This is a genomic window from Chitinivorax tropicus, assembly GCF_014202905.1.
Lineage (GTDB): Bacteria > Pseudomonadota > Gammaproteobacteria > Burkholderiales > SCOH01 > Chitinivorax > Chitinivorax tropicus.
Window position 1 is genome coordinate 57,382 of record NZ_JACHHY010000005.1, and the last position, 24,922, is coordinate 82,303.

28 protein-coding genes and 3 tRNA genes are annotated in these 24,922 nt (G+C 53.8%); 19 read left to right on the forward strand and 12 right to left on the reverse strand.

What is annotated here, in order from left to right:
- From nuoH to HNQ59_RS05240, 19 genes are all read left to right on the forward strand, one after another.
- Positions 1-1,050, forward strand: coding sequence for an NADH-quinone oxidoreductase subunit NuoH (gene nuoH, locus HNQ59_RS05150; RefSeq protein WP_184036117.1), 1,050 nt, complete (start codon positions 1-3; stop codon positions 1,048-1,050).
- A gap of 15 nt (positions 1,051-1,065) precedes the next feature.
- Positions 1,066-1,554 (forward strand): NADH-quinone oxidoreductase subunit NuoI, encoded by a 489-nt coding sequence (nuoI, locus tag HNQ59_RS05155; RefSeq protein ID WP_184036120.1) that lies wholly within the window; start codon positions 1,066-1,068, stop codon positions 1,552-1,554.
- Positions 1,555-1,599: 45 nt separating this feature from the next.
- Complete coding sequence (locus HNQ59_RS05160) at positions 1,600-2,238, forward strand: NADH-quinone oxidoreductase subunit J (RefSeq protein WP_184036123.1); 639 nt, start codon at positions 1,600-1,602, stop codon at positions 2,236-2,238.
- 34 nt (positions 2,239-2,272) lie between these two features.
- Positions 2,273-2,578, forward strand: a complete 306-nt coding sequence (nuoK, locus tag HNQ59_RS05165; protein WP_184036126.1) for an NADH-quinone oxidoreductase subunit NuoK — start codon at positions 2,273-2,275, stop codon at positions 2,576-2,578.
- A gap of 50 nt (positions 2,579-2,628) precedes the next feature.
- Positions 2,629-4,641, forward strand: coding sequence for an NADH-quinone oxidoreductase subunit L (nuoL, locus tag HNQ59_RS05170; RefSeq protein WP_246490854.1), 2,013 nt, complete (start codon positions 2,629-2,631; stop codon positions 4,639-4,641).
- A 41-nt stretch (positions 4,642-4,682) separates the two neighbouring features.
- Positions 4,683-6,176, forward strand: coding sequence for an NADH-quinone oxidoreductase subunit M (locus HNQ59_RS05175; RefSeq protein ID WP_184036128.1), 1,494 nt, complete (start codon positions 4,683-4,685; stop codon positions 6,174-6,176).
- A 29-nt stretch (positions 6,177-6,205) separates the two neighbouring features.
- Positions 6,206-7,660 (forward strand): NADH-quinone oxidoreductase subunit NuoN, encoded by a 1,455-nt coding sequence (nuoN, locus tag HNQ59_RS05180; protein WP_184036130.1) that lies wholly within the window; start codon positions 6,206-6,208, stop codon positions 7,658-7,660.
- The gene (locus HNQ59_RS05185; RefSeq protein ID WP_184036132.1) at positions 7,657-7,956 is read left to right on the forward strand and encodes a DUF2818 family protein; all 300 of its coding nucleotides are present in this window, start codon (positions 7,657-7,659) and stop codon (positions 7,954-7,956) included. Before nuoN ends, HNQ59_RS05185 begins: the two co-directional genes overlap by 4 nt.
- Positions 7,957-8,013: 57 nt before the next feature.
- A tRNA-Val gene (locus HNQ59_RS05190) sits at positions 8,014-8,090 on the forward strand.
- Between the two features lie 129 nt (positions 8,091-8,219).
- On the forward strand, positions 8,220-10,130 hold the full coding sequence (gene thrS, locus HNQ59_RS05195) for a threonine--tRNA ligase (protein WP_184036134.1): 1,911 nt from the start codon (positions 8,220-8,222) through the stop codon (positions 10,128-10,130).
- Positions 10,131-10,156: 26 nt separating this feature from the next.
- A complete protein-coding gene (infC, locus tag HNQ59_RS05200) occupies positions 10,157-10,678 on the forward strand; it encodes a translation initiation factor IF-3 (RefSeq protein WP_184036425.1) in 522 nt (173 codons plus the stop codon).
- A gap of 112 nt (positions 10,679-10,790) precedes the next feature.
- Positions 10,791-10,991 carry a 50S ribosomal protein L35 gene (gene rpmI, locus HNQ59_RS05205; protein ID WP_137935772.1) on the forward strand — a complete coding sequence of 67 codons (201 nt, stop codon included), beginning with the start codon at positions 10,791-10,793 and terminating at the stop codon, positions 10,989-10,991.
- Between the two features lie 12 nt (positions 10,992-11,003).
- Entirely contained in the window at positions 11,004-11,363 is a 360-nt protein-coding gene (rplT, locus tag HNQ59_RS05210; protein ID WP_184036136.1) for a 50S ribosomal protein L20, read from the forward strand.
- Positions 11,364-11,469: 106 nt separating this feature from the next.
- Positions 11,470-12,453: a phenylalanine--tRNA ligase subunit alpha gene (pheS, locus tag HNQ59_RS05215; RefSeq protein ID WP_184036138.1), complete on the forward strand. Its 984-nt coding sequence runs from the start codon at positions 11,470-11,472 to the stop codon at positions 12,451-12,453.
- 24 nt (positions 12,454-12,477) lie between these two features.
- Positions 12,478-14,844, forward strand: a complete 2,367-nt coding sequence (gene pheT, locus HNQ59_RS05220) for a phenylalanine--tRNA ligase subunit beta (protein WP_184036140.1) — start codon at positions 12,478-12,480, stop codon at positions 14,842-14,844.
- A 9-nt stretch (positions 14,845-14,853) separates the two neighbouring features.
- Entirely contained in the window at positions 14,854-15,162 is a 309-nt protein-coding gene (locus HNQ59_RS05225; RefSeq protein ID WP_184036142.1) for an integration host factor subunit alpha, read from the forward strand.
- Positions 15,137-15,511, forward strand: a complete 375-nt coding sequence (locus HNQ59_RS05230; protein ID WP_184036145.1) for a MerR family transcriptional regulator — start codon at positions 15,137-15,139, stop codon at positions 15,509-15,511. The genes HNQ59_RS05225 and HNQ59_RS05230 overlap by 26 nt, the downstream gene beginning before the upstream one ends.
- 65 nt (positions 15,512-15,576) lie before the next feature.
- Positions 15,577-15,653: transfer RNA gene (locus HNQ59_RS05235), tRNA-Pro, on the forward strand.
- A 71-nt stretch (positions 15,654-15,724) separates the two neighbouring features.
- Positions 15,725-15,800 (forward strand) — tRNA-Thr (locus HNQ59_RS05240).
- An 84-nt stretch (positions 15,801-15,884) separates the two neighbouring features.
- Here the strand turns inward: HNQ59_RS05240 and HNQ59_RS05245 are convergent.
- From HNQ59_RS05245 to HNQ59_RS05300, 12 genes are all read right to left on the reverse strand, one after another.
- Positions 15,885-16,973 carry a tyrosine-type recombinase/integrase gene (locus HNQ59_RS05245; RefSeq protein ID WP_184036147.1) on the reverse strand — a complete coding sequence of 363 codons (1,089 nt, stop codon included), beginning with the start codon at positions 16,971-16,973 and terminating at the stop codon, positions 15,885-15,887.
- Between the two features lie 2 nt (positions 16,974-16,975).
- A complete protein-coding gene (locus HNQ59_RS05250; RefSeq protein WP_184036149.1) occupies positions 16,976-17,218 on the reverse strand; it encodes a DUF4224 domain-containing protein in 243 nt (80 codons plus the stop codon).
- A gap of 28 nt (positions 17,219-17,246) precedes the next feature.
- Positions 17,247-17,483, reverse strand: coding sequence for a hypothetical protein (locus tag HNQ59_RS05255; RefSeq protein WP_184036151.1), 237 nt, complete (start codon positions 17,481-17,483; stop codon positions 17,247-17,249).
- 35 nt (positions 17,484-17,518) lie between these two features.
- Positions 17,519-18,847, reverse strand: coding sequence for a type II secretion system protein GspD (locus HNQ59_RS05260; protein WP_184036152.1), 1,329 nt, complete (start codon positions 18,845-18,847; stop codon positions 17,519-17,521).
- On the reverse strand, positions 18,844-19,908 hold the full coding sequence (locus HNQ59_RS05265; protein WP_184036154.1) for a zonular occludens toxin domain-containing protein: 1,065 nt from the start codon (positions 19,906-19,908) through the stop codon (positions 18,844-18,846). Before HNQ59_RS05265 ends, HNQ59_RS05260 begins: the two co-directional genes overlap by 4 nt.
- A 4-nt stretch (positions 19,909-19,912) precedes the next feature.
- Positions 19,913-20,215, reverse strand: coding sequence for a DUF2523 family protein (locus HNQ59_RS05270; RefSeq protein ID WP_184036428.1), 303 nt, complete (start codon positions 20,213-20,215; stop codon positions 19,913-19,915).
- 20 nt (positions 20,216-20,235) lie between these two features.
- Positions 20,236-21,786: a hypothetical protein gene (locus HNQ59_RS05275; RefSeq protein WP_184036156.1), complete on the reverse strand. Its 1,551-nt coding sequence runs from the start codon at positions 21,784-21,786 to the stop codon at positions 20,236-20,238.
- Positions 21,787-21,901: 115 nt separating this feature from the next.
- Positions 21,902-22,135, reverse strand: coding sequence for a hypothetical protein (locus tag HNQ59_RS05280; RefSeq protein ID WP_184036158.1), 234 nt, complete (start codon positions 22,133-22,135; stop codon positions 21,902-21,904).
- A 50-nt stretch (positions 22,136-22,185) separates the two neighbouring features.
- On the reverse strand, positions 22,186-22,437 hold the full coding sequence (locus tag HNQ59_RS05285) for a hypothetical protein (protein WP_239871383.1): 252 nt from the start codon (positions 22,435-22,437) through the stop codon (positions 22,186-22,188).
- A 51-nt stretch (positions 22,438-22,488) separates the two neighbouring features.
- On the reverse strand, positions 22,489-22,779 hold the full coding sequence (locus tag HNQ59_RS05290; RefSeq protein WP_184036454.1) for a hypothetical protein: 291 nt from the start codon (positions 22,777-22,779) through the stop codon (positions 22,489-22,491).
- Positions 22,776-24,569 (reverse strand): replication endonuclease, encoded by a 1,794-nt coding sequence (locus HNQ59_RS05295; protein WP_184036161.1) that lies wholly within the window; start codon positions 24,567-24,569, stop codon positions 22,776-22,778. Before HNQ59_RS05295 ends, HNQ59_RS05290 begins: the two co-directional genes overlap by 4 nt.
- 6 nt (positions 24,570-24,575) lie before the next feature.
- A complete protein-coding gene (locus HNQ59_RS05300; RefSeq protein ID WP_184036164.1) occupies positions 24,576-24,896 on the reverse strand; it encodes a hypothetical protein in 321 nt (106 codons plus the stop codon).
- Between the last annotated feature and the right edge of the window lie 26 nt (positions 24,897-24,922).

The following is a 24,922-nucleotide window of genomic DNA, read 5'->3' on the forward strand; positions in this document are numbered from 1 at the left end:
ATGCTTGAGATGCTGAATAATCTGGTCGGTGAACCATTAGGGATCACCATCTGGACACTGATCAAAATTGTTGCAATTGTATTGCCGTTGTTGGGTGCTGTTGCTTACCTCACACTGGCCGAGCGCAAAGTAATCGGATACATCCAGATTCGTATCGGCCCGAATCGCGTTGGTCCGGTTGGCCTGCTGCAGCCGATTGCAGATGCAGTCAAGGCGATTTTCAAAGAAATCGTTGTGCCTGCTCAGTCCAACAAGTCTTTGTTCTGGCTGGCGCCTGTGTTATCGATTGCGCCTGCATTGGTCTGCTGGGCAGTGGTGCCCTTCACCGGAACTGCTGTCCTGGCCAATATCGATGCCAGTCTGCTATTCATCATGGCGATCTCGTCGATGGGCGTATATGGCATCATTCTTGCGGGCTGGGCATCCAACTCCAAGTATGCATTTCTCGGGGCGATGCGATCAGCTGCGCAGATGGTTTCCTATGAAGTTTCCATGGGTTTTGCACTGGTCGGTGTGTTGATGGTTTCTTCCAGCCTCAATTTCATCAAGATCGTCGAGGCGCAGGCAACCGGCATGATGGGTGGTAGCCTGCTCAGCTGGAACTGGATACCACTTTTTCCGATGTTCCTCGTCTACTTGATTTCCGGTGTGGCCGAAACCAACCGCGCCCCATTTGACATCGCAGAAGGCGAGTCCGAGATTGTGGCCGGCTTCCACGTTGAGTACTCGGGCATGCCATTCGCCGTTTTCTTCCTGGCCGAATATGCCAACATGATCTTGGTGTCGACGCTGACCGCACTGATGTTCCTGGGTGGGTGGCTTTCACCCTTCCCTCAGTCGTGGCCGGTGCTGGGTGCGCCAGGTTTCATCTGGTTGGCTGCCAAGGTATCGTTCCTGTTGTTCTGTTTCCTCTGGTTCCGTGCAACTTTCCCACGTTACCGTTATGACCAGATTATGCGTCTTGGTTGGAAGGTGTTCTTACCAGTGACAATGATCTGGGTGGCTGTTGTTGGGGTGTGGATGATGAGTCCACTCTCGATCTGGAAGTAAGTGGGTAGAATCTGAATGAACAAACTGACCAGTTTCTTCAAAACATTTTTGCTGTATGAATTGGTGAAAGGTCTGATGTTGACTGGCCGTCACCTCTTTGAGCGAAAGATCACTGTACAGTTTCCTGAGGAAAAGACGCCATTAAGTCCTCGTTTCCGTGGATTGCATGCACAACGGCGCTATCCTAATGGCGAGGAACGCTGTATCGCCTGTAAGCTGTGTGAGGCAGTCTGCCCGGCAATGGCCATTACAATCGAGTCGGAGCAGAGGGATGATGGCACTCGCCGCACCACCCGTTACGACATTGACCTGACCAAATGTATTTTCTGTGGTTTCTGTGAGGAATCTTGTCCGGTCGATTCAATCGTGGAAACCCATATTTTCGAGTATCACGGCGAAAAACGGGGTGATCTGCTGTATACCAAGCCCATGTTGCTTGCGGTCGGAGATAAATACGAGGCGGAAATCGCCAAGGCGCGTGAAGCTGACGCCAAATATCGTTGATTCATCCCATTCAGGGTTTCGTTGCATAACAACAAGGTCTGGCTCATGACTTTTCAGACGCTCATTTTTTATTTTTTGGCTGCTGTGCTGATTTTTGCCGCAGTTCGTGTCATTACGGCAAAAAACCCAGTGCATGCCGCATTGTTTCTGGTGTTGTCTTTTTTCAACGGGTCAGCACTATGGTTATTGATCCAGGCAGAGTTCCTGGGAATCACCTTGGTGCTGGTTTACGTTGGTGCCGTCATGGTGCTGTTCCTGTTCGTGGTCATGATGCTGGACATCAATTTTGAAAAGCTGCGGGCTGGATTCTGGAAGCACCTGCCGCTTGCAGGCATTGTGGCTGGCTTGATGGTCGTGGAGATGGTGGCGGTATTCAGTAGCCCGGCCAGTGGGCTTGGCGACTTCAATAGTATCCAGACCGCAGCTACCGAAGATGGCAACACCAAAATAATCGGTAAGGCGCTTTATACGCAATTCATCTACCCATTTGAGATTGCGGCAATTATTTTGCTGGTGGCGATTGTGGCGGCCATTGCGTTGACTTTACGTGGTCGCAAAGATGCGAAGGCTCAGGATCCAGGACTTCAGGCAAAGGTGAAGAGTACGGATCGGGTTCGCGTCATCAAAATGGCGGCAGTCGTCGAGCAACCTGTTACAGTCGATGAGCAAAAGACGGGCGAATAAAGGCCAGACAGGCTAATCAATCAGGGGTTTAAACGTGTTAACACTGACTCACTACCTCGTACTTGGCGCTGTTTTGTTCGCGATCAGTATCCTGGGTATTTTTCTGAACCGCAAAAATGTCATCGTGTTATTGATGGCGATTGAATTGATGCTGCTTGCGGTCAACATGAATTTCGTGGCGTTTTCCAGGTTTTTGGGAGATACCGCTGGTGAAATTTTCGTGTTCTTCATTTTGACTGTTGCGGCGGCAGAGTCTGCAATCGGTCTGGCCATATTGGTTGTGTTGTTCCGTAACCTGAGCACAATTAATGTTGAAGATATCGATAAGCTGAAGGGCTAAATGATTGTCCTGTCTGCTTCCATTAAATAAACAGAAAACGACGCTTCATCATGACTGATATGAAAATGCTCTACCTGATGATCCCACTAGCCCCTTTGGCCGGTGCGATTCTGGCAGGCCTGTTTGGCCGAGTCATTGGCCGTGCGGGTGCGCATTGGGCGACAATTCTTGGTGTGGCTGCTGCATTTGCAGGGTCAGCTTATACGCTCAATCATCTACTCCAAGGCGGACAGCCGTTCAATGGGCCGATCTACACATGGCTGACGATCAACGGCATCGACATGTCGGTTGGTTTTCTGGTGGACAATTTGACCGCCATGATGATGTGCGTGGTGACTTTTGTCTCTTTGATGGTCCATGTTTACACCATCGGCTACATGCATGAAGATCCAGGTTATCAACGCTTCTTCAGTTATATTTCATTGTTCACCTTTTCGATGCTGATGCTGGTCATGTCGAACAACTTCGTCCAGTTGTTCTTTGGCTGGGAGGCGGTTGGTTTGGTGTCCTATCTTCTGATCGGTTTCTGGTTCAAGCGCCCCACGGCCATTTTCGCCAACCTGAAGGCTTTTCTGGTCAATCGCGTTGGCGATTTCGGTTTCGTTCTCGGGATCGGTCTGGTCTATATGCACACTGGGTCGATGGACTACCAGGCTGTGTTCCAGGTTGCGCCACAATTGGTTGGTAAAACCATCAATTTGATCGGTGACACCCAGTGGCCTTTGCTTGCTGTCGCTTGCATCTTGCTATTCGTTGGTGCCATGGGTAAATCAGCGCAGTTCCCACTGCATGTGTGGCTACCTGATTCCATGGAAGGTCCTACCCCCATTTCGGCATTGATTCACGCTGCAACCATGGTGACCGCAGGTATTTTCATGGTTGCTCGGATGTCCCCGCTCTATGAATTGTCCGATGCGGCGCTATCATTCATTACAGTGATTGGAGCTATCACGGCGTTGTTCATGGGCTTTCTGGGCATCATCCAGAATGACATCAAACGGGTGGTTGCATATTCGACCTTGTCTCAGCTGGGCTATATGACGGTGGCGCTGGGTGTCTCCGCTTACTCCGTAGCGGTTTTCCATCTGATGACCCATGCATTCTTCAAAGCGTTGCTGTTCCTCGCAGCTGGTTCTGTGATCATTGGTATGCATCATGATCAGGATATCCGCAATATGGGCGGCCTGCGTAAATACATGCCCATTACATGGCTGACCTCCTTAATTGGCTCACTGGCCTTGATCGGCACGCCTTTCCTGTCTGGCTTCTATTCCAAGGATTCGATTATAGAAGCGGTCAAGGAATCACATATCGCTGGCAGTGGTTTTGCTTATTTTGCAGTAGTGGCGGGTGTGTTTGTGACAGCATTCTACTCCTTCAGGATGTACTTCCTGGTGTTCCATGGTGAGGAGCGCTTTGGCAAAGCCGGACATCATGACGACCATCATGATGATGAGCATCATCATGGGTTGGCGCCGGGTGAAAAACCACATGAAACACCTTGGGTCGTGACTTTGCCACTGGTATTGCTGGCAGTGCCTTCGGTGTTGATTGGTTATGTGGCAATCGAACCGATGCTGTTCGGCGACTTCTTCAAGGGTGTCATTTTCAGCGGGAATCATCATGTGATGACTGAGTTGAAAGAGGCATTCCATGGTGCTGGCGCCATGGGCTTGCATTCCTTGCAGACTTTGCCTTTGTGGTTGGCAGTCGCTGGTGTCGCTTCTTCGTGGTTCCTCTATATGAAGCGTCCGGACATTCCAGCCATGATCAAGGACAAATTTGGATTCATCTACAAGATTCTTGAAAACAAGTATTTCATGGACGACCTGTACTTTAATGTTTTCGCAAAGGGAAGCCGCCTTATTGGTACAGGGCTCTGGAAAATCGGTGATGTAGGCATCATCGATGGCTTGTTCGTGAATGGTTCTGCGAAGGTGGTTGGCTGGATGTCTTCTCTTGCTCGTCGCTTGCAGTCCGGTTACATCTACCACTATGCCTTTGCAATGATCATCGGAGCCTTGATGTTGCTGTTTATGATGAATAAAGGCCTGATTGGTTGAGAAATTAAACACACCGCAAAGATAACGAGAATAGGTAAGTCATGAGTGAACATTTGCTGAGTCTAGCCATCTGGACGCCCATTCTGGCCGGTGTGCTGGTATTGGCGACCGGCAGTGACCGTAACGCAGGTATGGCTCGCTGGATCGCACTGTTAGGCGCGTTGGCAGGTTTTATCGTATCACTGCCGTTGTATACAGGGTTTCAGTCCCTGCATGGTGGTATGCAATTCGTAGAGATGAAACCATGGATTGAGCGTTTCAACATCAATTACCACCTGGGTGTCGATGGCATCTCGATGCTGTTCGTCGTGCTGAACAGTTTTACAACCTTGTTGGTTGTGGTGGCAGGCTGGGAAGTGATCGAGCGGAGAGTTGCGCAGTACTTCGCTGCATTCCTGATCATGTCAGGATTGATCAATGGTACGTTTGCGGCGCTGGATGCAGTTCTGTTCTACGTGTTCTTCGAGGCGATGCTGATCCCGATGTATCTGGTGATTGGTGTTTGGGGTGGGCCGCGCCGCGTCTACGCAGCGGTCAAATTTTTCCTGTACACCCTGCTAGGCTCGTTATTGATGTTGGTTGCTTTTGTCTACCTGTACATTCAGTCGGGTCATAGCTTCAATATCATGGATTATCATGCGCTGAAGTTGCCGCTGGATGTCCAGAAGCTCATCTTCTTCGCGTTCTTCATGTCATTTGCCGTCAAGGTTCCCATGTGGCCCGTCCATACCTGGTTGCCTGACGCGCACGTCGAGGCGCCTACAGGTGGTTCGATGGTGTTGGCCGCGATTACGCTGAAGATTGGCGCATATGGTTTCCTACGCTTCAGCCTGCCCATTGCGCCCGACGCCGCACACGCTCTATCAGGAATCATGATCTTCCTGTCGTTGGTCGGCGTGGTGTATATCGGCTTGGTTGCGTTGGTTCAAGCTGATATGAAGAAATTGGTGGCGTATTCCTCCATCTCTCACATGGGCTTTGTAACACTCGGGTTGTTCATGTTTGCCGGGGGGTATTTGACCAATGAAGGTGTAGAAGGTGCATTGATACAGATGTTGTCGCATGGTTTTGTTTCAGCGGCCATGTTTGCTTGTATCGGGGTCATGTATGACCGCATGCATAGTCGTCAGATTGCAGATTATGGTGGTGTGGTCAACACAATGCCTAAATTCGCTGCTTTCATGATGCTTTTTGCGATGGCCAATGCCGGTTTGCCGGCAACATCAGGCTTCGTAGGTGAATTCCTGGTGATCATGGGGGCGGTAAAGGCAAACTTCTGGTACGCCTTCCTGGCCTCTACCACATTGATTTTTGGTGCGGCCTACACATTGTGGATGTATAAGCGCGTGATCTTTGGTGAGGTTGCAAATGAACATGTCGCCCAACTGCCAGATATCAATGCTCGTGAATTCGCATTGTTGGCAGTGCTTGCCGTGACAGTACTGGGCATGGGTCTGTACCCGGAGATGTTCATTTCCAAGATGCATATGTCTGTGAATGATCTGATTGCGCACGTCGCTAAATCCAAGATCTAACGATAGGTCAGCTTGAGGGAAAACGCGTAATGGATTTCGCTAGTATGAACTTGGTTGCAGCTGCGCCAGAGTTGTTTCTACTGTGTGCACTCGCCGTGATCTTGATGGTGGATGTATTCGTCAAAGATGAATCATCTCAGGTCATTTTTGGGCTCTCGTTGCTGACGTTGGCGGGCTGTGCATTTTTCACATACAGCACACTGACACCGACGGTATCCTATGCTTTCAACAACATGTTTGTTGATGACCCGATGGCAGACTGGCTGAAGCTTGTAATCTATGTCAGTGTCGCTGCCATTTTCATCTATTCACGCCAATACCTGCAGAATCGCGGTATCTTCAAGAGTGAGTTTTTCTCGCTGACACTCTTTTCGATGCTCGGGATGATGGTCATGGTATCAGCGAACAACCTGCTGGTACTGTATCTGGGACTGGAATTGCTGTCGCTCAGTCTTTATGCGCTGGTCGCCCTTCAGCGTGATTCAGCCATCAGTACAGAGGCTGCACTGAAATACTTTGTCTTGGGGGCCTTGGCGTCTGGTATGTTGCTATATGGCATGTCGATGCTATATGGAGCCACTGGCAGCCTTGATTTGCAAGTCATCGCAGAAATGATCGCAACTGGCAAGGCGCGGCAGGGCTTGCTCGCGTTGGGCGTTGTCTTTGTCGTAGCGGGATTGGCATTCAAATTGGGTGCGGTGCCATTTCACATGTGGGTGCCCGATGTCTATCAGGGGGCGCCGACTGCAATCACCATGTTTATCGGCTCCGCTCCAAAGCTTGCAGCCTTCGCATTTGTGATTCGCCTGTTGGTCATTGCGATGAGCGGATTGATCAAGGATTGGCAACCCATGTTGATGCTGCTGGCAGTAGCATCGTTGGCGATTGGTAACATTACCGCCATCGCACAGACCAGCATCAAACGGATGTTGGCGTACTCAACCATTTCTCACATGGGTTTCCTACTACTCGGTATCCTGTCCGGCTCGGTTGTAGGATATTCGGCATCGATGTTCTACGCTGTTGCTTATGTGTTGATGACCTTGGGTGCGTTTGGCATTCTGCTGTTGCTATCTGGCAAAGAAGGTGAAGCCGATGCGTTGGATACTTTCAAGGGATTGGCTGATCGCAGCAAGTGGTATGCGTTTTTGATGCTGTTGCTGATGGTATCTATGGCGGGCATTCCCGGCACGATTGGTTTCTGGGCGAAGCTGCAGGTGATTCAGGCAGTCGTCGATATCAAGGCGTATTGGCTTGCCATCACAGCAGTCATGTTCTCGTTGGTAGGTGCCTTCTACTATTTACGCATCATCAAGCTGATGTACTTTGATGAAGCAGACTCGACTGAGGCGATCGGTGGTACCGGTGATACACATGTGTTGCTCTCATTGAATGGAGTGATGATTCTGGTACTGGGTATAGTGCCGAATGCGCTGATGTCGCTTTGCATGGAAGCGATCAAACATAGTGTGAAGCTATCGTGAGTTCTGCTGTTATCATGTTGTTATTGGCGGCCCTGGTGGCCGCCAATTTGCCTTTCGCATCCAATCGACTGTTTTGCGTATTTAACACCAGTTCAGGCAAGGGCTTGGCGTGGCGGCTTCTGGAGCTGATAGCGCTGTATGTGGTGATCGGCTTGGCGTCCATGAGTCTGGAAGGGCGTTTTGGTCCAATCCAGGATCAGAAATGGCAATTTTATGTCACTACTTTAGCCGTGTTTGTTGTCATGGCTGTGCCGGGTTTTGTATATCGGTATTTGTGGCGTAAAGCCGGGATATAGAAAAACTCAATTATTGTTGCATAGAGAGATAAGTTTCTCTATAATGCGTAGCTCTTCAGGCGCGTAGCTCAGCTGGTTAGAGCACCACCTTGACATGGTGGGGGTCGTTGGTTCGAGTCCAATCGCGCCTACCAAATACTGAAGCAGATTGGTAAGCATGAAATAAGCCAATATGTATAAAAAAGTGCAGCCGAGCTGCACTTTTTTTTTATTTGTTGATTAATATTTCACATTGATTTCGAAAAAGTTGGAGAGGCCAAGCAATGCCTATCGTAACGCTTCCTGATGGTTCTCAACGTGTTTTTGATAACCCTGTCTCAGTCACTGAAGTGGCGGCCAGCATTGGAGCGGGTTTGGCTCGTGCTGCCCTGGCTGGTAAGGTAGATGGGCGTTTGGTGGACACATCTTTTGTCATTGATCGCGATGTGTCATTGGCGATTATCACGGACCGTGACGCAGACGGCTTGGAGGTCATTCGTCACTCGACGGCGCATTTGCTAGCCTATGCAGTCAAGGAGCTGTTCCCTGATGCGCAGGTGACGATTGGCCCAGTTATTGAAAATGGCTTCTACTACGATTTTTCCTATAAGCGGCCGTTTACCCCGGAAGATTTGCTTGCAATTGAAAAGCGGATGTCGGAGCTGGCCAAGCGCGATATCCCTGTTACCCGTGAAGTCTGGCTGCGGGACGAAGCCATCCGGTTCTTTGAGGCGCAGGGTGAGCGGTACAAGGCTGAGCTGATCAGCGCCATTCCCCAGGGTGAAGAAGTATCTCTGTATCGGGAAGGGGACTTTATCGATCTTTGCCGAGGGCCTCACGTCCCTTCTACGGGCAAGCTGAAGGTCTTCAAGCTGATGAAAGTCGCAGGCGCCTACTGGCGTGGCGATGCTCGTAATGAAATGCTGCAGCGAATCTATGGCACTGCATGGGCCAAAAAAGAAGAGCTGGATGCTTATCTGCATCAGCTGGAAGAGGCGGAGAAGCGAGACCACCGTAAAATCGGTAAACAGCAGGACCTCTTCCATCTGCAGGAAGAGGCGCCAGGCATGGTGTTCTGGCATCCCAAGGGCTGGACGATTTGGCAGACTGTCGAGCAATATTTACGCAAGGTGCTGCGTGAAGCTGGCTATCAGGAAGTGCGTACCCCAATGGTCATGGATCGCGTTCTATGGGAGCGCTCAGGGCATTGGGAGAACTATCGTGAAAATATGTTCACGACAGAGTCGGAAAAACGTGATTATGCCGTTAAGCCGATGAATTGCCCTGGGCACGTGCAGATCTTCAACCAAGGTTTGAAGAGCTATCGTGATCTGCCATTGCGAATTGCCGAGTTTGGTGCCTGCCATCGCAACGAGCCGTCCGGCTCATTGCACGGCATCATGCGGGTGCGTGGTTTTACTCAGGATGATGCGCACATCTTCTGCACTGAGGATCAAGTGCAGGACGAATCGATGCGATTCATCGAATTACTGCAACGGGTTTATCTTGACTTTGGCTATGACCAGATTTTGGTCAAGCTCTCTACCCGCCCGGCAAAGCGAGCTGGCACTGACGACGTCTGGGATAAGGCGGAAAATGCTTTGGCAGAGGCATTGAAATCAAAGGGTCTAGAGTTTGAGCTGCAGCCCGGTGAAGGTGCTTTCTATGGCCCTAAGATAGAATTTTCCCTGAAAGACTCCATTGGCCGTGTTTGGCAGTGTGGCACATTGCAGCTGGATTTTGTGCTTCCGGAGCGTCTGGGTGCGGAGTATGTAGCAGAAGACAACAGCAAGCATCGCCCCGTCATGCTACATCGAGCAATCCTTGGTTCGATGGAGCGTTTCATTGGCATTCTGATCGAGAACTATGCAGGCAGTCTGCCGCTCTGGCTCGCGCCCGTGCAGATGGTGGTGCTGAATATTTCCGAAGGCCAGGCTGACTATGCCAAGGAAGTCACACAATCCTTGAGAAAAGCTGGCTTTCGCGCCATCTCGGACTTGAGAAACGAGAAAATTACCTATAAAATTCGCGAACATAGTTTGCAGCGTTTGCCTTATCAGCTGGTTGTGGGTGATAAAGAAAAGGCTGCAGGATTGGTTGCCGTGCGTACCCGCCAAGGCGAAGACTTGGGGCAGATGACGGTGGAGGCCCTGATGGCGCGCCTTTATCAAGAAATGCCGGGTAGCACGGTTTAATTTTTATATGACTTGGAGACACTGCTATAGCTCAGGAACGTGAACCACGGATAAATGGCGAAATCGATGCGTCGCAAATCCGTCTGGTGGGTCAAGAAGGTGAACAGCTCGGTATCGTAACCCTTGCTCAGGCGATGAGCATGGCTGAAGAGGCTGAAGTTGATTTGGTAGAAATCGCGCCGCAGGCTCAGCCCCCGGTATGCCGCCTGATGGATTACGGCAAATTCAAATACCGCGAGAGCAAAAAGCGCCACGAGGCCAAGCTGAAGCAAAAGCAGGTCCAGGTCAAGGAAGTCAAATTCCGGCCTGGTACGGACGAAGGTGATTATCAGGTTAAATTGCGCAATTTGTTGCGCTTCCTGCAAGAAGGCGATAAAGCAAAAATTACCTTGCGCTTCCGTGGGCGTGAAATGGCGCATCAGGAATTTGGTGTTGCTCTGTTGAAGCGGGTTGAAAGTGATTTGGCAGAAGTAGGGGCTGTTGAGCAGTTTCCGAAGATGGAAGGCCGCCAAATGGTGATGGTAATCGCGCCTAAAAAGAAACAATAGGTGCAAAGAATTTGTGAGCTCACATATTGCAAAGTGAGCTTGCAAATAGGTTGGTAACGGGTTTCAAGTGCTGCGTTCGTAGCCACCTTTTACCGAATATAAGGAGAGCATTATGCCGAAGATGAAGACCAAAAGCGGTGCTGCTAAGCGCCTCAAGGTTCTGGGTTCGGGCGGTGTTAAGCGCAGTAAAGCGTTCAAGCGCCACATCCTGACCAAGAAGACCACAAAGAACAAGCGTCAACTCCGTGGTACGACGATGGTTCACCCGACGAACATGGGTCATGTTCGTGCGATGTTGCCCTACGCTGCCTAAGGAGATTGAAATATGCCAAGAGTTAAACGTGGTGTAACGGCGCGCGCGCGTCATAAGAAGGTACTGGCGCTGGCCAAGGGCTATCGCGGTCGCCGCAAGAACGTCTACCGTATTGCCAAGCAAGCGGTAATGAAGGCTGGTCAATATGCTTATCGTGACCGTCGTCAACGTAAGCGCCAGTTCCGTCAGTTGTGGATTGCCCGTATCAATGCTGCAGCGCGCGAATGTGGTCTGACTTACAGCAGATTCATGAACGGCCTCAAGAAGTCTATGATCGAGATTGATCGTAAAGTTCTGGCTGATCTGGCGGTATTTGACAAGCCTGCTTTTGCTCGCATCGTTGAGCAAGCTAAAGCCGGCCTCGCTGCTTAAGCTGTCTGGAAGATGAAAGGGAGGCGAAGGCCTCCCTTTTTTTCTGGCCAAATTTTCCAAGCTCGCCAGGGGCTTGTTGTGTTTTCCCAATTCTCACAGACCCATCATGCAGAATCTGAATGAAATATTGGACCGTGGTTTGACCGAGCTGCAAGCGGTGCAGGATCAAGTCGAACTTGAGCAGGTCAAGGCTCGCTATCTTGGCAAGAGTGGTGCGTTGACGGAGCTGCTCAAACAATTAGGCCAATTGCCAGCAGAAGAAAAGCGGACTGTTGGTGCAAGTATCAATCAGGCCAAGCAACAGTTTGAAGCGGCATTTAACCAGCGACGAGATCAGATTGCGCATGCTGCGCTTGAAAAGCAGCTGGCAGCTGAGGCTTTGGATGTGACTTTACCTGGCCGTGGCTTGCAGCATGGTGGATTGCACCCGGTAACGCTGACTCGACAACGAATAGAAGCGCTCTTTCATTCACTGGGTTTCGAGGTGGCAGATGGCCCTGAAATCGAAAGTGATTTTCATAACTTTGAAGCGTTGAATATTCCAAAGGATCATCCTGCCCGAGCCATGCAGGATACTTTCTATGTTGAGAATGGCGATGTTCTGAGAACACATACATCACCTATCCAGATCCGGTACATGCTCGAAAACTCTGCCCCGATCAAGATCGTGGCACCTGGCAGGGTCTACCGTGTTGATTCCGATGCAACGCACTCCCCAATGTTCCATCAGATGGAAGGTCTATGGGTGGATGAAGGAGTCAGCTTTGCGGATCTGAAAGCGGTACTCATTGATTTTCTACGTCGCTTTTTTGAGCGTGAAGATTTACAGGTACGTTTTCGTCCATCGTTTTTCCCTTTTACCGAGCCTTCTGCGGAAATTGATGTGCTTGGCGCCCGGGGATGGCTGGAGGTCGGTGGCTGTGGAATGGTTCATCCGAACGTGCTACGGAATGTGGGCATCGACAACGAGAAATATACCGGCTTTGCATTTGGCATCGGCCTGGATCGTTTTGCCATGTTGCGCTATGGCGTCAATGACTTGCGCTTGTTCTTCGAAAACGATCTGTCGTTTTTAAAGCAGTTCAGTTAATTGACGTAAGGTGAGAACAAGCTTATGAAATTTTCAGAAAAATGGCTTCGTAGTTGGGTCAATCCCGCATTGGATTCAGATCAGTTGGCCCATGCGTTGACCATGGCTGGGTTGGAGGTCGAAGAGAACGAGCCTGCGGCGCCGATGTTCGACAGGGTGATCGTGGCAGAGGTATTGTCCGTTACGCGCCACGAAAACGCTGATCGCCTGAATGTGTGCACCGTGAACATTGGGGCCGGCGAGCCACTGCAAATCGTGTGCGGAGCACCTAATGTCGCGGCTGGCGTCAAAGTCCCCTGTGCCTTGGTTGGCGCGATTCTGCCTGGTGATTTCAAAATCAAGCAGGCGAAAGTGCGTGGTGTGGATTCATTCGGCATGCTGTGTTCTGCAGATGAGCTGGGGATGCCCGCTGACGTGGATGGCCTATTGTTACTGCCAGCCGACGCACCCGTTGGGGGCGATTTCCGCAGCTATTTCGAGCTCGATGATCGGCTTCTCACGCTCAAGCTCACTCCCAATCGTGCAGACTGTCAGTCGATACAAGGCATTGCAAGGGATGTGGCTGCCATAACCGGTGTGGAAATCACGCGTCCTGCCATCATGCCAGTGGCCGCATCGATTGCTGATCAGACCAAGATCCAGCTGACATCAGATACCGCATGTCCGCGTTATTTAGGGCGTATCATCAAGGGCGTCAATGCAAAGGCGGTCACCCCGGCTTGGATGAGGCGGCGCTTAGAGCGCAGTGGCGTGCGTGCCATCTCCGCAGTGGTTGATATCACAAATTATGTGTTGCTGGAGCTGGGCCAGCCCATGCACGCATTTGATCTCGCCAAGATTGATCAGCACATTGAGGTGCGGTTTGCCAGGCCGGAAGAATCAATCACATTGCTGAATGAAAAGACCATTCAGATGAGTGAGGACATGCTGGTCATTGCCGATCAAACCAAAGCCTTGGCCTTGGCTGGCATCATGGGGGGGGCAGAAAGCGCTGTGGGTGATGATACCCAGGACATTCTTCTGGAAAGCGCATTTTTCAATCCTGCCGTTATCCATGGTAAGTCAAGACGCTTGGGTTTTGGATCGGATTCATCCTATCGGTTCGAGCGGGGTGTCGATTTTGCTGGTGCTCGTGATGCCATCGAGCGTGCAACCGCACTGGTGCTGGAAATCTGTGGTGGTCAACCTGGCCCTGTGAATGAGGCAGCGGTCGCCAGCGCTTTGCCCCAGCGCCCTTCTGTGGCATTGCGTATTAGTCGTGTTGCCAAGGTGCTAGGGGTTGACTTGCCTGTCGACCTGATCATTGAGTTGTTGAGCAGACTTGGGTTGCAATGTCGGCAAGAGGGAGACGTCATTCACGTTACACCACCCACATATCGATTCGACATCGAGATCGAAGAAGACTTGATCGAAGAGGTTGCTCGATTGTACGGCTATGACACCATCCCAGTGCGTCCGCCAAAAGCATCACTGGCCATGTTGCCGCAGTCGGAGGCATTACGCCCGATAGCTTCAGTCAAGTACGCGTTGGCGGCTCGTGACTATCAGGAGGTGATTAACTACGCATTTGTCGATAGTGAATGGGAGGCGGATTTTTCGGGGAGCACCCAGCCTGTCAAGCTGCTCAACCCAATCGCCAGTCAAATGAGTGTCATGCGCTCCTCATTGTTGGGTGGGCTGATTTCAACACTCAAACATAACCTGAATCGCCGCCATGAGCGGGTACGGTTGTTTGAAGTTGGGCGAGTGTTCATCAAGCAGGATGATACTTTGGCCCAGCCAGAATATATCGCTGGCCTGCTGGCCGGTAGTCGCTTCTCTGAGCAGTGGGCAGAGAAGGCCGCGCGAGTTGATTTCTACGATGCTAAGGCAGATGTCGAAAGTTTGCTGACAGCTTTGCCGGTTCGATTTGAGGTCGCCATACACCCAGCGTTGCATCCTGGTCGATCTGCAAAGATCGTTGTAAATGGCCATGGTGTGGGGTGGCTGGGTGAATTGCATCCCAAATGGGTTCAGAAATATGACTTACAGCACGCGCCAGTCGTATTCGAGTTGGATGCGTCTGTGGTAACGCAGCAGTTTGTTCAAGCCGCACAGCCGATTTCAAAGTTCCAGTCGGTGCGCAGAGACATTGCTGTAGTGGTGGATGAGAAAATCGAAGTGCAGGCACTGTTGGACTCGCTTGCTTCTGAAAAAATAAGTATAATCAGCGAGATAGCGTTGTTTGATGTGTATCGTGGCAAAGGGGTGGATGCGGGCGAGAAGAGCTTGGCATTCAAGATCATGCTGCAAGACAAACAAAAGACGCTCACCGATGAAGAGGTGGAGGCTGCTGTATCCCGGTTGGTTCGCGTGCTTGATGAAAAGCACGGCGCTAAATTAAGAGTGTAGGGAGTATTCATGACGTTAACAAAAGCCGAACTGGCAGATTTGTTGTTTGAAAAGGTTGGGCTCAACAAGCGTGAAGCAAAAGATATGGTTGAGTCGTTTTTTGAGGAGATCCGTGCATCACTGGAGTCAGGAGACAGCGTCAAGCTGTCGGGTTTCGGTAACTTCCAGCTGCGTGACAAGCCTCAGCGTCCAGGCCGTAATCCTAAAACAGGGGAAGAGATTCCCATCACTGCACGACGCGTTGTGACTTTCCATGCTAGTCAAAAGCTGAAGGGAATGGTCGAGAAACGTTATGGTGGAAACAGTTCCAGCAACTGATTTACCCCCGATCCCCGCCAAGCGCTACTTCACAATTGGTGAAGTCAGCGATCTGTGCGGGGTCAAACCACATGTGTTGAGATATTGGGAGCAGGAGTTCACCCAGCTCAAACCTGTGAAGCGCCGGGGAAACCGGCGCTATTATCAACACCATGAGGTGCTGTTGATCCGTAGAATTCGCTCATTGTTGTATGAGCAAGGGTTCACCATCAGTGGGGCGAGACATCAGTTGGGTGAGGATGGTGCCGTGAGCGGCGATCTCCCGATCCCCCTCACGATTGAGAAAAATCTTTCTGTTTCAAAGCTTAAAAACGAATTACTGAATATTCTGCGTTTTCTTGAAAGATAAATGCAGAAATTTTGAAAAATACACTAGCTTTATTTTTCGGTTTTGCTATAATTCTGGCTCTTCGTCGGGGCGTAGCGCAGCCTGGTAGCGCACTTGCATGGGGTGCAAGGGGTCGCGAGTTCGAATCCCGCCGCCCCGACCAGTGAATTAAGTTATATCGCAATAATTGCGATATAATAGTAATAACTACTAGTTTGAAGTGGTAAAAGTTTTGCCGTCTTAGCTCAGTTGGTAGAGCACCTGACTTGTAATCAGGGGGTCATCAGTTCGAATCCGATAGGCGGCACCATATTCCACGGGCCTTGTAGCGATACAAAGCCCGTTTTGCGTCTTGGGTTTTAGAGCGAATATTAGACAACCCCGTCTAATATTCTCACTTGACCGCCACCCCTTTGCGTACCGCACGACGGTCATAAACCGCATGTACGATGGCGTCGTTGGCGTGGCCGGTCGTGTTTTTCGCATCCACGCCCTGGTCAAGCAAATCGGTCGTCCCCTTGGCGCGCACGTCGTGAAAGTGGAATCGCTCATTGCCGGCGGACTCCCATGCGCGCTGTATTTTCTGCACCAGCGATTTGAAGCCGCTGGGGGTGTAAGGCTGGCCCGTGCGGCTGCTCACGAACAAGTAGCGGCTCCCCTTGGGGCGAGAGAGCTTTTGCGCTCGCCCCACGGCCTCGGACAGCCTCGGAGCCCATCCCACCAGCACCTTGACCGGCTTGCGATCCTTGCCCTTCAACTGCTGGATGAACAAACCGTCTTCGCGGATGCTGTCCAGCGTTAATTGCAAGACATCCTGTTGCCGCTGGGCGGCCAGATAGGCAATTTCCAAGGCCGTCGCCACCACCTCGCCCGACATCAGGTTGCCCGCGTATGCTTTCCCCTCCGTCATCACGGGCGGCTTGCCTTTCCTGTCCGCCAGCATGCCATGCTTCAAGGTTCGGCAGAATTCGAGAAACCGCGCCAGCTCGCCGTCTTCAACATAGCGATCCCTTGGCCGCTCGCGATTGCGCGTCACGCCACGGCAAGGGTTTGTGTCGATGATGCCCCAACGCATGGCCTGCGTGAAAACATGACTCAGTAATGCTTTTTCCCGATTGCCCGATACAGCGCCCCCTTGTTCCGCACGGGTATCCAGATACTGCGCGATGTGAAGAGGCTTGATTTCATCGGGCCTAAAATCCCCGAAAGCAGCCTCCAGCAGCTTGATCTGTCGGTTTTGCTCGTCCCGCGTGGACTTGGATTTTTTGGGCAGCACCTCTACCGCATAGCGGTTGAAAACGGCCAACATGCCTTGCGTTGGCAGCCGGCACGGGGCCTCTATTTCCACCCAGCGCCGCTTGGCTTCTTCTAGATTGTCCGACAGCCGTATCCATTTGTTCTGATGGGTGACGTAGTAGTAAGCCCCATTTTTTCGATACATGCGGGGCGGCAAGTCCCGGTCACGGGTGCGTGGGCGAGCCATTTTTATCTCCTGACCGCATCGGCCAGCTTCTTGAAGTTAATTGAACGTTCAGCCTGCAACGCACTCCCGGATACCGGCATTTCCCCAAGGGCCACGCGCAACACTGCACGAGACACCAAGGGCCGCCCCCTTCCGCTCTTGAGATAGGCGATTCGATTGGCATCCAGCCAGCCGCAAATGCGCGGCGCGGTCTTGAAGCCCGTCATCTCTTTCAATTCATCAAACGAGAGCAAGGTGTCACTCATGGCAAACTCCCAACTCGGCATAGTGGTTTTATTTGTCATCCTCATCTTCCCAGCCCAAGCCGCACACATCACACTCGGTAGCTGCATCGCCAAATTTCAGCTCAGTATCCGGCGATTCAATCCAGATGCCCTTATCCCCGCACTCTGGGCAGGTCAGGACGACTTTCTTCATTGGCCGCCCATCGTGATGCGGCGGAACATCCAAGGCATCCATCGCAGGCGTACCGTAGGGAACATCGAATTCATTAATTTGGCTGTCACTCATTTTTTCTTTTCCTTGGAATCATGGGGAACCGTGGGTTAAATCTTCGTGGCTTGCAGAAGTAGAAGCACTTCGGTGCGATTGCTGGATTGACTGCTGGTGCGCATGAACGAGGGCAGGAAAGACAGGCCGGATGTGCCTTGGCTGTCCTTATCCGTGGTCAGGCCGCCCAAGACGATCAATTCGCCATCGGCGGCGGAAACAGTAGTTGTCAGCGCCCGCTTGGTCAGCGTGGGCGAGCTGTTGACGCCGGTTTCGGTCTTGGCGAAATCGCTGATCTGCTGATCAACAGTCATGTCCACCGTCGCGCCGCGCACTACTGGCGACAGGTTGAGGATGACGCCGGACGAGCGGTATTCGACCGATTGCACAGCATTGCCACCACCTTGCGGATAGGTGACGGAACTCAGCGTCGGGACGTCCTGGCCGACTGTCAGGCGGGCAGTGGCGCCGGATTTCACCCGTACTCGCGGCGTCGAAACCACTTTGAAGCGGGAGTCTCCGGCCAACGCGGAAAGCGCCATCTCGAAGTTAGCTGCCTTGAATGTCACCGCGTTGTTGAGCGTGGCCGCATCCGAGCCGATCGAAACGCCGAGCTTGCCGCCCAGCAGATTCAGCGCCAGCGAAAAGGCTGTGCCGTCGGCGTTGCCGGTGCTGACCTCGTACACCACCGCCTTGACCGCCACCTCGCCGCTGGAGGTATCCACTTGCGGCAGCAGCTTTTTCAGCTTGGCGATTTCATCCGCCGAGCCTTGGAAAATCATCGTGTCGCCGTCCTGATCGATCATGGCCGAAGCCGATGTTGGGGAAGCGCTGGCATTGCCGGCCTCGATCTTGGCCCCAGCAGGCGCACGCACCGAGCGCGACACGGTGAAGGCTCCGGACGAAAACAGCGGCGACAGCACGTCGGCCAGGTAGGACATCGAACGGAATTGCGGGTGATAGATGAAAATCTCATGCCCCGCCGTGTCCTTGTCCGCCGCTGGCTTCGCCTTGACGAAATCCACGCCGTTGCGCGTTTCGATGGAGAAACCCAGCGTATCCAGAAAGTTGGTCAGGAAGACGCGCAGATTGCCCTTGAACGAGTCGAAGCGGAACGACACCAGACGATCATCCTTGAGCACTGCCGGCTCGATCACATAGGGCTGCTTCAACGCCTCCGAATACAGCAGGCCGATGACTTGCGACACGCTCACCTGTTGGAAGTCGAAGCGTGGCGCTTTCGGTTCTGACGGCGCGGACAAGTCGGCTATCGCCCCGGCAGGAAGTTGCGGAGCCGCCGATGCCTGCGCCGCGCAGCAGAATGCGATAACGGATAACGAGTAACGAATAACAGAGATAGCGTTATCCTGATTGCGTAAGATCATTTCCCAACTCCCGGCATCGCCTGTCGCTGCGCGGCACCCGACCAGCGCGTGACCGTCTCGCCATCCACCTGGCCGATGATGGCCGCGCCCTCTCCGTTGAATACCGATGGCGATTCGACGCGCAAACGGCCCGCCTCATCGGCCACCACCACCCAGCGGGAGTTTTCGGCTTCCAACTGTCCCACCACGCGCCACGCGGAGGAAAAAGCTTGTTTGGCCGAGGGGGTAGCCGCAGAGACTGGAGCCGACGACGACGCGCTTTTGCCACTGGCTTGCGCATTACCTTGCGCCGGGGCGGCATTGGCCGGGTGAAAGAAGCGCCATGCGCTCCAGCCACCAATCGACATCATCAGCACGACGCCAGCGGTGTAAATCCATAGCGTGCGGTTCGCCAGAATGTTCTGTCGCTTGTCGATGGCCTTTTCCATGCCCTGGCCGCCCGTATAGCTCTGGTACAACGGGAAAATCTCCGCGCTGTATTTCTTCTGCCGGTCGTCGATGCGGGTTTTGCTGTTGAGCTTCCAACCCTCGTAAATCTCGACGCGGTAGCATTTACTCAGGCCCAGCGACTTGTGCTTGTGCATGCGAAACGTGAACTCGATGACGTTCTTGACCGAGCGATGCAGCCCGGTGATGTCTTGCGTCATCAGCACCACGTCGCAGGCCACGGCGGTGTCCGCATGCACATAGTGGCGGTGCATGCGGAAAAACTGCATGTGCTCGTGGCTCAGCTTGCCGTTGTCCGTTCCCCAGAAGCGCCATGCTTCGTCGATCGCCACTAGGTCGCCGCCTTTCACCACCGATTCGAGTTCCGGCTTTTCTTCGTCCGGGAAAAATTGCGGCTGCAAGATGCGGTCGTTTTCCACATGGATGATCTGACCGAGCTTGTCGGCGTCGGCGTCGCGCTTGCTGACCAGGTATTCATGGATGCGATCCTCGTTGATGCCGGCCACGTTCGTGACCACCCGCCGCCCATGGAAAACCGCGTCGAGAATGACGGAGGACACCACCTCGTAGGATTTGCCGGAGCCTTGCAGGCCCACATATGCATTGATCGCCATCGCCTTACCCGATCACCGGAATGCGGCGAATGATGAAGCGCGTCGCATAGGCTGAAATCACCGTTGAAAAGCCTGTCGATGCGCTGAACAGGTCAAGGAAGTACCACACCGACGACGGCATGCCGGACAAGGCGCTGGACAGGCTGGATGCCTGCGTCGCGCCGGGGTAAAGCTGGCTGCTGACCAGCACGTTGACGAATTCCTTGACGATGAAGAACAGCGCGAAGAAGGTCACGAACTTGACGATGACGGAGCGCAGCAAGAAACCCAGCATCGTGCGCAGGGCCGACATCAAAATGCCAAACAGGGCGGCGGGCATGGCTCACCTCACGCGGAAAGCAGGATAAACAGGCCGACCAGCAGCCAGACCACGAGCATGACCGCCGCCAGCTCGGCGCGGTGCTGCTCGGCGATGGTGCATTGCGCGTCCATCACGATGGACTTGCCGAACACGTCGAATGCCGGTTTCGGGCATTGCGCCGCGTGGCCGGGCGTCTGGAAGGTGCGCAGCTCGGGAAACAGCGACGTCAGCGGCTTCAAGATCGTCGGCGCGTCGGGCGTGTCTTCCAGCGTCGGGTCTGGCACATTCGGGTCGGGGCCAAGATCGGGACGCCCGGACGTGCCGGGATTGGTTCCGGGGTTCGCCCCTGGATTGGTGCCGGGGTTCGAACCAGGCTGCACCGAGGGCGAAATCGGCACGCCGTTCGGGTCGTTAGCCGGATTGGCGGCAGGCCGCAGCAGATCACCCAGCGTTGGCATCGCATTCGGGTTCGCTGCTTTCCATGTCGCCACGTCCGCCGAGGTCAGCGGGTTCGTGGCCGGATAAGGCAGGCCCTTGTAATTGGGCGCTTGCGCGGCACGTCGCCATGCCTCATCGGCAAGCTTGGCAAGCTGCGCGTCGGGAACGGGAATAGCCTTCTGTGCATCGACTATTGCCGGGTAGGCATCGGTCAAATTGGTGAAGGTCTGCGGAATGGGGGCATTCTGACCAACGGCCCACGTCGTCATCAACGACACATTCTCGTAGGTCGTGACAAGTGGCTGCTGTTGAGACACGCCGGACGAATCCTTGAGAGGTGGCGGCGTGCGAATCACCGTATACGAGCCGTACAAATCCTGACCGCCACCGGAGCGGGGAAGAAAATAGGCGCTGTTGAAGGTCTTCACTACCTTGCTGCCATCGGCCCAGTCCCAGACGCCTTGCTGGCTCAACTGCGACGTGTAAGCGCTCATGAAGCGCGTCACTTCGGCTAGGGTGTAAGCGATGATGATGTAATCGCCGCTACCCTGAAGAAAAGGCGCGGATTTCCAGTAATTTGCCGGCGCGGCAGGATAGGATAGACAGTCGCCCCCATTGGCGCAGATTCCGCGATAGACGATCAGCCCAGCCGACAAGGCGATTTGCCCGACTGACGGTTGCGGCGCGGAAGGCACTGCCGGGGCGCTATAACTCGGCTTCGCTGGCGTGCTCTGCGTCTGGATTACCACCGAGCTTCCCGATTGCGAGATCGTCACCTTCTGCGCGGCATCCGACGATACGAAGTATGCGCCGGCAGCGGTAATGCCCAGACCCGCCAAGATGGTGAGCCATACCGGTGCACCGGCAATCGCCAGCGCGCCTCCGGCTACGGTGGCAGCCACATTGACCACCGTCATTTGACTACTGACACCGGCCATCGTCGCCTTGTAAACCGGATCGTTGGCCGCTTTCGCCAGCCACAGCGCATCATTGGCCGCCACACCTTCGGCTGCGGCAATACGGTTGGCGATAATGCCGCCGACGGCCCGATTGACCACATAGTTTTCGACCGGGGCCAAGACCGCATTGGCCAATACCTGCTGTACCAGCACGGACAACAGGCAAATGAATAGTAGCACTCGCTTCCAGCACGCCATTTCAAGCCTCACTGATCGGAAATACCCTTGACCACCGCCCAGCCGCAGGCAATGCCCCAGGCGAACATGATCAAGTACCAGAGTTCGTTAATCGTCATCACCACCGCCCCATCAGGTTTCGCAGCCCGCAGCCGAGCAGCGTCAACGACTCGCGGACGGTATGCACGACAAAGCCCAGGCCCAGCAGGGCGTTTGCTTTCCAGCGCGGGTACTGCCAATAAAGATGGCGGTTGTCGAGGGCGAAGCCTTCGAATAGGAAGGCTCCCACTACGCAGCAGAACATCAGGAAAAGCATGGCAATCAGCTCCGCTGCACCGACCAATATTTCCATTTCCCTGCCTCCCGAAAAAAGGGGGCTAATGCCCCCCGAACACCCAAGATTCAACGACCGCGGATCATGCCCAGGACGGTTTTCGCGCCCTTGATGGCGATGTAGACGCCGGCCAGCAAACCCGCGATAGCCAGCAACGCGGTAATGGTCGTGCCGAAATCCACGGAGTTGGTCAGCGGCGTCAGGTCAGGGCCTTTCGCGCCGGTCGTATCCGCGAATGCCGCCGGAGCAAACAGCGCTGCGCTCGACACCACCACAGCGCCGGCAACGGTTTTGACTTTGGAAACAGTAGCTTTGAACATATCTTTCTTCCTTCAGAGAGTTATGCCGGGAAGCGCCGGCTCGCTTACGCATCAGCTCCGGCGAATCATGCCGAGCACCAATCCGATTCCGTGTGAAAAGAAGTACAGTCCGACGATCATCGAAAATGCCAAAGCCCAAATTGCTGAGGCATAGCCGTAATCGAACGGCCCCATCGCGGCATCAAACTGCTGTTGTGAATCCGGGTTCAGCAGATACGCCTGCGTCGGCTGCGGCTTGTAATACTGCCCACCGATACGGGGACAAATCTGCTGCTGGACGCCGCTGGGCGTGGTGCTGACCGGTACGCAGACCAGCACTTGTTGACTGCTGCCGATGCTCATGTCACGCCCCCTGCTCGTTGTTCGTGGACGGCAACGGTTGAAGGCCGGCTTTTATCGCCACCTCGGCGCATTGCGACCGGGGGTGGGACGCGCGTCGTTCCGCCGCGCTGTGCCGCCGTATAGTTATTGACACGAGTCCAAGGCTCGCTACGCTCGCGGTCGGGAGCGAAATCCACCGTCCACTTATGAATCCGGGATTTGACGAAAACACCGTCATCGGCATCGACCACCCCGAGAATGCGCACGCCGACATCCTCGCCATAGCGGTTGGTGCGGCCGGTTTCGCGGCCAAGACGGATGGGAAGGTCGGCGAGTTTCAGGCCAGTGCCACCAAGCACCTTCACGAACTCTGCCCATTCTCCAGCGTCGGCGGCCTCGGCGGCGCGGCTGATGATATCGCTGCCGATTTCGATGCCCTCGTTGTTGGAAATCCGGCGCAGTTCACGCCAAATCGTAACTGGAGCAATACCCACCTGCTGAAACTGGCGAATACCCCAAACAGAGGCCCACGCCAGTACGCGCTCGGCGGCGGTCGCGGTATCGACGCCATCAAAGTTAATGCCGATGGATTCGCCGTCGCTCTTGCGACCATCGATGTTCTTGCAGACATACTTGGCGACATAACCGGCAGCGGTGCCGAGTGACCAGTCAATCTCGACACACTTGAAGCGAGGCTCATCACCGCCAGCAAGCTCGTCACGGTCTTCTCTTGTCGAGTAGTCGCGGAAAACCGCGATCATGTCTGCGGCTTGGTCTTGTGGAACGAACAGCAGCAGATGCCAGTGAGGACAAGCGTCATGATGCGGTTCGGCGATACGAAAGCCGTAGGGGCTGATGTTGCGGCGGTGCAGCTCTGCACGAATGCAGGCATACAGGCCGGAGAGGTATTGCTGAGCTTGGCGGGGCGTACTGCCGCAATATTTGGTGTTGGCGACCACCTTCCCCTTGCCCAGCTTGCGAAAGGCATGGAAGCGCGATGGGCAGGTAACCGTCAGGAAAAGGGCTGCGTGCTCCAGAGAGCGGGCAATCGTCTCGAACCCTGCGATCCGGGTCATCAGCTCGGCACGGCGGTTGTTTGGATTGGACACCGACAGGTCGGACAGCTCAGCCAGCGTGAATTCATCGCCCAGTTCGTTGAATGCCACCAGACTTTCCAGCAAGGCTCGGTTGCGGCAGCGCTGGGCACGAACGCGAAGCAGCGTATCATCAGATACGTAGAGTCCAGCACGCTGATTGACAAACCCGCAACGGATGGCCTCGGCTTCGACCTTGCGAGCCACCGCACGGCGTAAGACCTTGCGCCAGAATCCTTCGTCAACAAGGCGCTTAAAAAGCGTTTCATGCGTCACACCGCGCTTTTCTGGCTGAGGAAGTCGCGTGCAACCTTCCGGGGCGGCTTCGTCGTCGTAGAAAAATACATCGCGCTCACGCAGATAATCTGCAAGCCGGTCGAGCAGTGACTCGAAGTCGGCGCTGCGATGCAGGCGCTGGATGGACTCAACATGCTGAACGGCCTGCTTGGCCGCTGTGCATAATTCATCATCGCTGGCGGCTAAGTTGAGGCGACCGCCAATTTCCTTGAAGTGGTCGCGGCGATCCTGCACGTGCAGATTCGCGGCACGGCGGGCGTCGCCGTCGTGCCGGAACTCTTCGGAAAAAAGCAGCTTGTTGTGCTCTCGCCGAATGCACGCGGTGAATTGAGCTGGGACGGTGCGAAGCCAGTTATCAACCCTTTGTCTATCATCTTTTAGACAATCTCGACGATTCCGAAGCGCCAGCGGATGCAGCATGATCGATTAGTCCTCAATAGCCACATAGCTATTGACCACCGGACGGCGGGTGAAGCGCTCGCCAGTTTCCTTATCATGGTATTGAAACGCCTTACCTCGATAACCTGCGCAGGTGACTGAAACCTCGATCGTTTCGCCAACCTGACCAAGTCGCTTGCGGCTGCGAATCTCGACGGTCGCGGGCGGGCTGTATTGATCCGGTGCGGGAAGGGTCACTTCCGTGAAAACGGAATCGTCGGCTTTGCGGACTGCGTTGACACGACCAGCAAGGGTCGCTTGGTTAAAGTGGGATCTATTCTTGCTTTCGGCAACATTGGGAGTGCTCACAGGAGAATCCTCTTTGAGTAGTTAGG

Bases quoted from the DNA above. Each gene is read 5' to 3' on its own strand.
- nuoH (WP_184036117.1), top strand. From the start codon at position 1: ATGCTTGAGATGCTGAATAATCTGGTCGGTGAACCATTAGGGATCACC.
- nuoI (WP_184036120.1), top strand. From the start codon at position 1,066: ATGAACAAACTGACCAGTTTCTTCAAAACATTTTTGCTGTATGAATTG.
- HNQ59_RS05160 (WP_184036123.1), top strand. From the start codon at position 1,600: ATGACTTTTCAGACGCTCATTTTTTATTTTTTGGCTGCTGTGCTGATT.
- nuoL (WP_246490854.1), top strand. From the start codon at position 2,629: ATGACTGATATGAAAATGCTCTACCTGATGATCCCACTAGCCCCTTTG.
- HNQ59_RS05175 (WP_184036128.1), top strand. From the start codon at position 4,683: ATGAGTGAACATTTGCTGAGTCTAGCCATCTGGACGCCCATTCTGGCC.
- nuoN (WP_184036130.1), top strand. From the start codon at position 6,206: ATGGATTTCGCTAGTATGAACTTGGTTGCAGCTGCGCCAGAGTTGTTT.
- thrS (WP_184036134.1), top strand. From the start codon at position 8,220: ATGCCTATCGTAACGCTTCCTGATGGTTCTCAACGTGTTTTTGATAAC.
- rpmI (WP_137935772.1), top strand. From the start codon at position 10,791: ATGCCGAAGATGAAGACCAAAAGCGGTGCTGCTAAGCGCCTCAAGGTT.
- rplT (WP_184036136.1), top strand. From the start codon at position 11,004: ATGCCAAGAGTTAAACGTGGTGTAACGGCGCGCGCGCGTCATAAGAAG.
- pheS (WP_184036138.1), top strand. From the start codon at position 11,470: ATGCAGAATCTGAATGAAATATTGGACCGTGGTTTGACCGAGCTGCAA.
- pheT (WP_184036140.1), top strand. From the start codon at position 12,478: ATGAAATTTTCAGAAAAATGGCTTCGTAGTTGGGTCAATCCCGCATTG.
- HNQ59_RS05225 (WP_184036142.1), top strand. From the start codon at position 14,854: ATGACGTTAACAAAAGCCGAACTGGCAGATTTGTTGTTTGAAAAGGTT.
- HNQ59_RS05230 (WP_184036145.1), top strand. From the start codon at position 15,137: ATGGTGGAAACAGTTCCAGCAACTGATTTACCCCCGATCCCCGCCAAG.
- HNQ59_RS05245 (WP_184036147.1), bottom strand. From the start codon at position 16,973: ATGGCTCGCCCACGCACCCGTGACCGGGACTTGCCGCCCCGCATGTAT.
- HNQ59_RS05250 (WP_184036149.1), bottom strand. From the start codon at position 17,218: ATGAGTGACACCTTGCTCTCGTTTGATGAATTGAAAGAGATGACGGGC.
- HNQ59_RS05255 (WP_184036151.1), bottom strand. From the start codon at position 17,483: ATGAGTGACAGCCAAATTAATGAATTCGATGTTCCCTACGGTACGCCT.
- HNQ59_RS05260 (WP_184036152.1), bottom strand. From the start codon at position 18,847: ATGATCTTACGCAATCAGGATAACGCTATCTCTGTTATTCGTTACTCG.
- HNQ59_RS05265 (WP_184036154.1), bottom strand. From the start codon at position 19,908: ATGGCGATCAATGCATATGTGGGCCTGCAAGGCTCCGGCAAATCCTAC.
- HNQ59_RS05280 (WP_184036158.1), bottom strand. From the start codon at position 22,135: ATGGAAATATTGGTCGGTGCAGCGGAGCTGATTGCCATGCTTTTCCTG.
- HNQ59_RS05285 (WP_239871383.1), bottom strand. From the start codon at position 22,437: ATGTTCAAAGCTACTGTTTCCAAAGTCAAAACCGTTGCCGGCGCTGTG.
- HNQ59_RS05290 (WP_184036454.1), bottom strand. From the start codon at position 22,779: ATGAGCATCGGCAGCAGTCAACAAGTGCTGGTCTGCGTACCGGTCAGC.
- HNQ59_RS05295 (WP_184036161.1), bottom strand. From the start codon at position 24,569: ATGCTGCATCCGCTGGCGCTTCGGAATCGTCGAGATTGTCTAAAAGAT.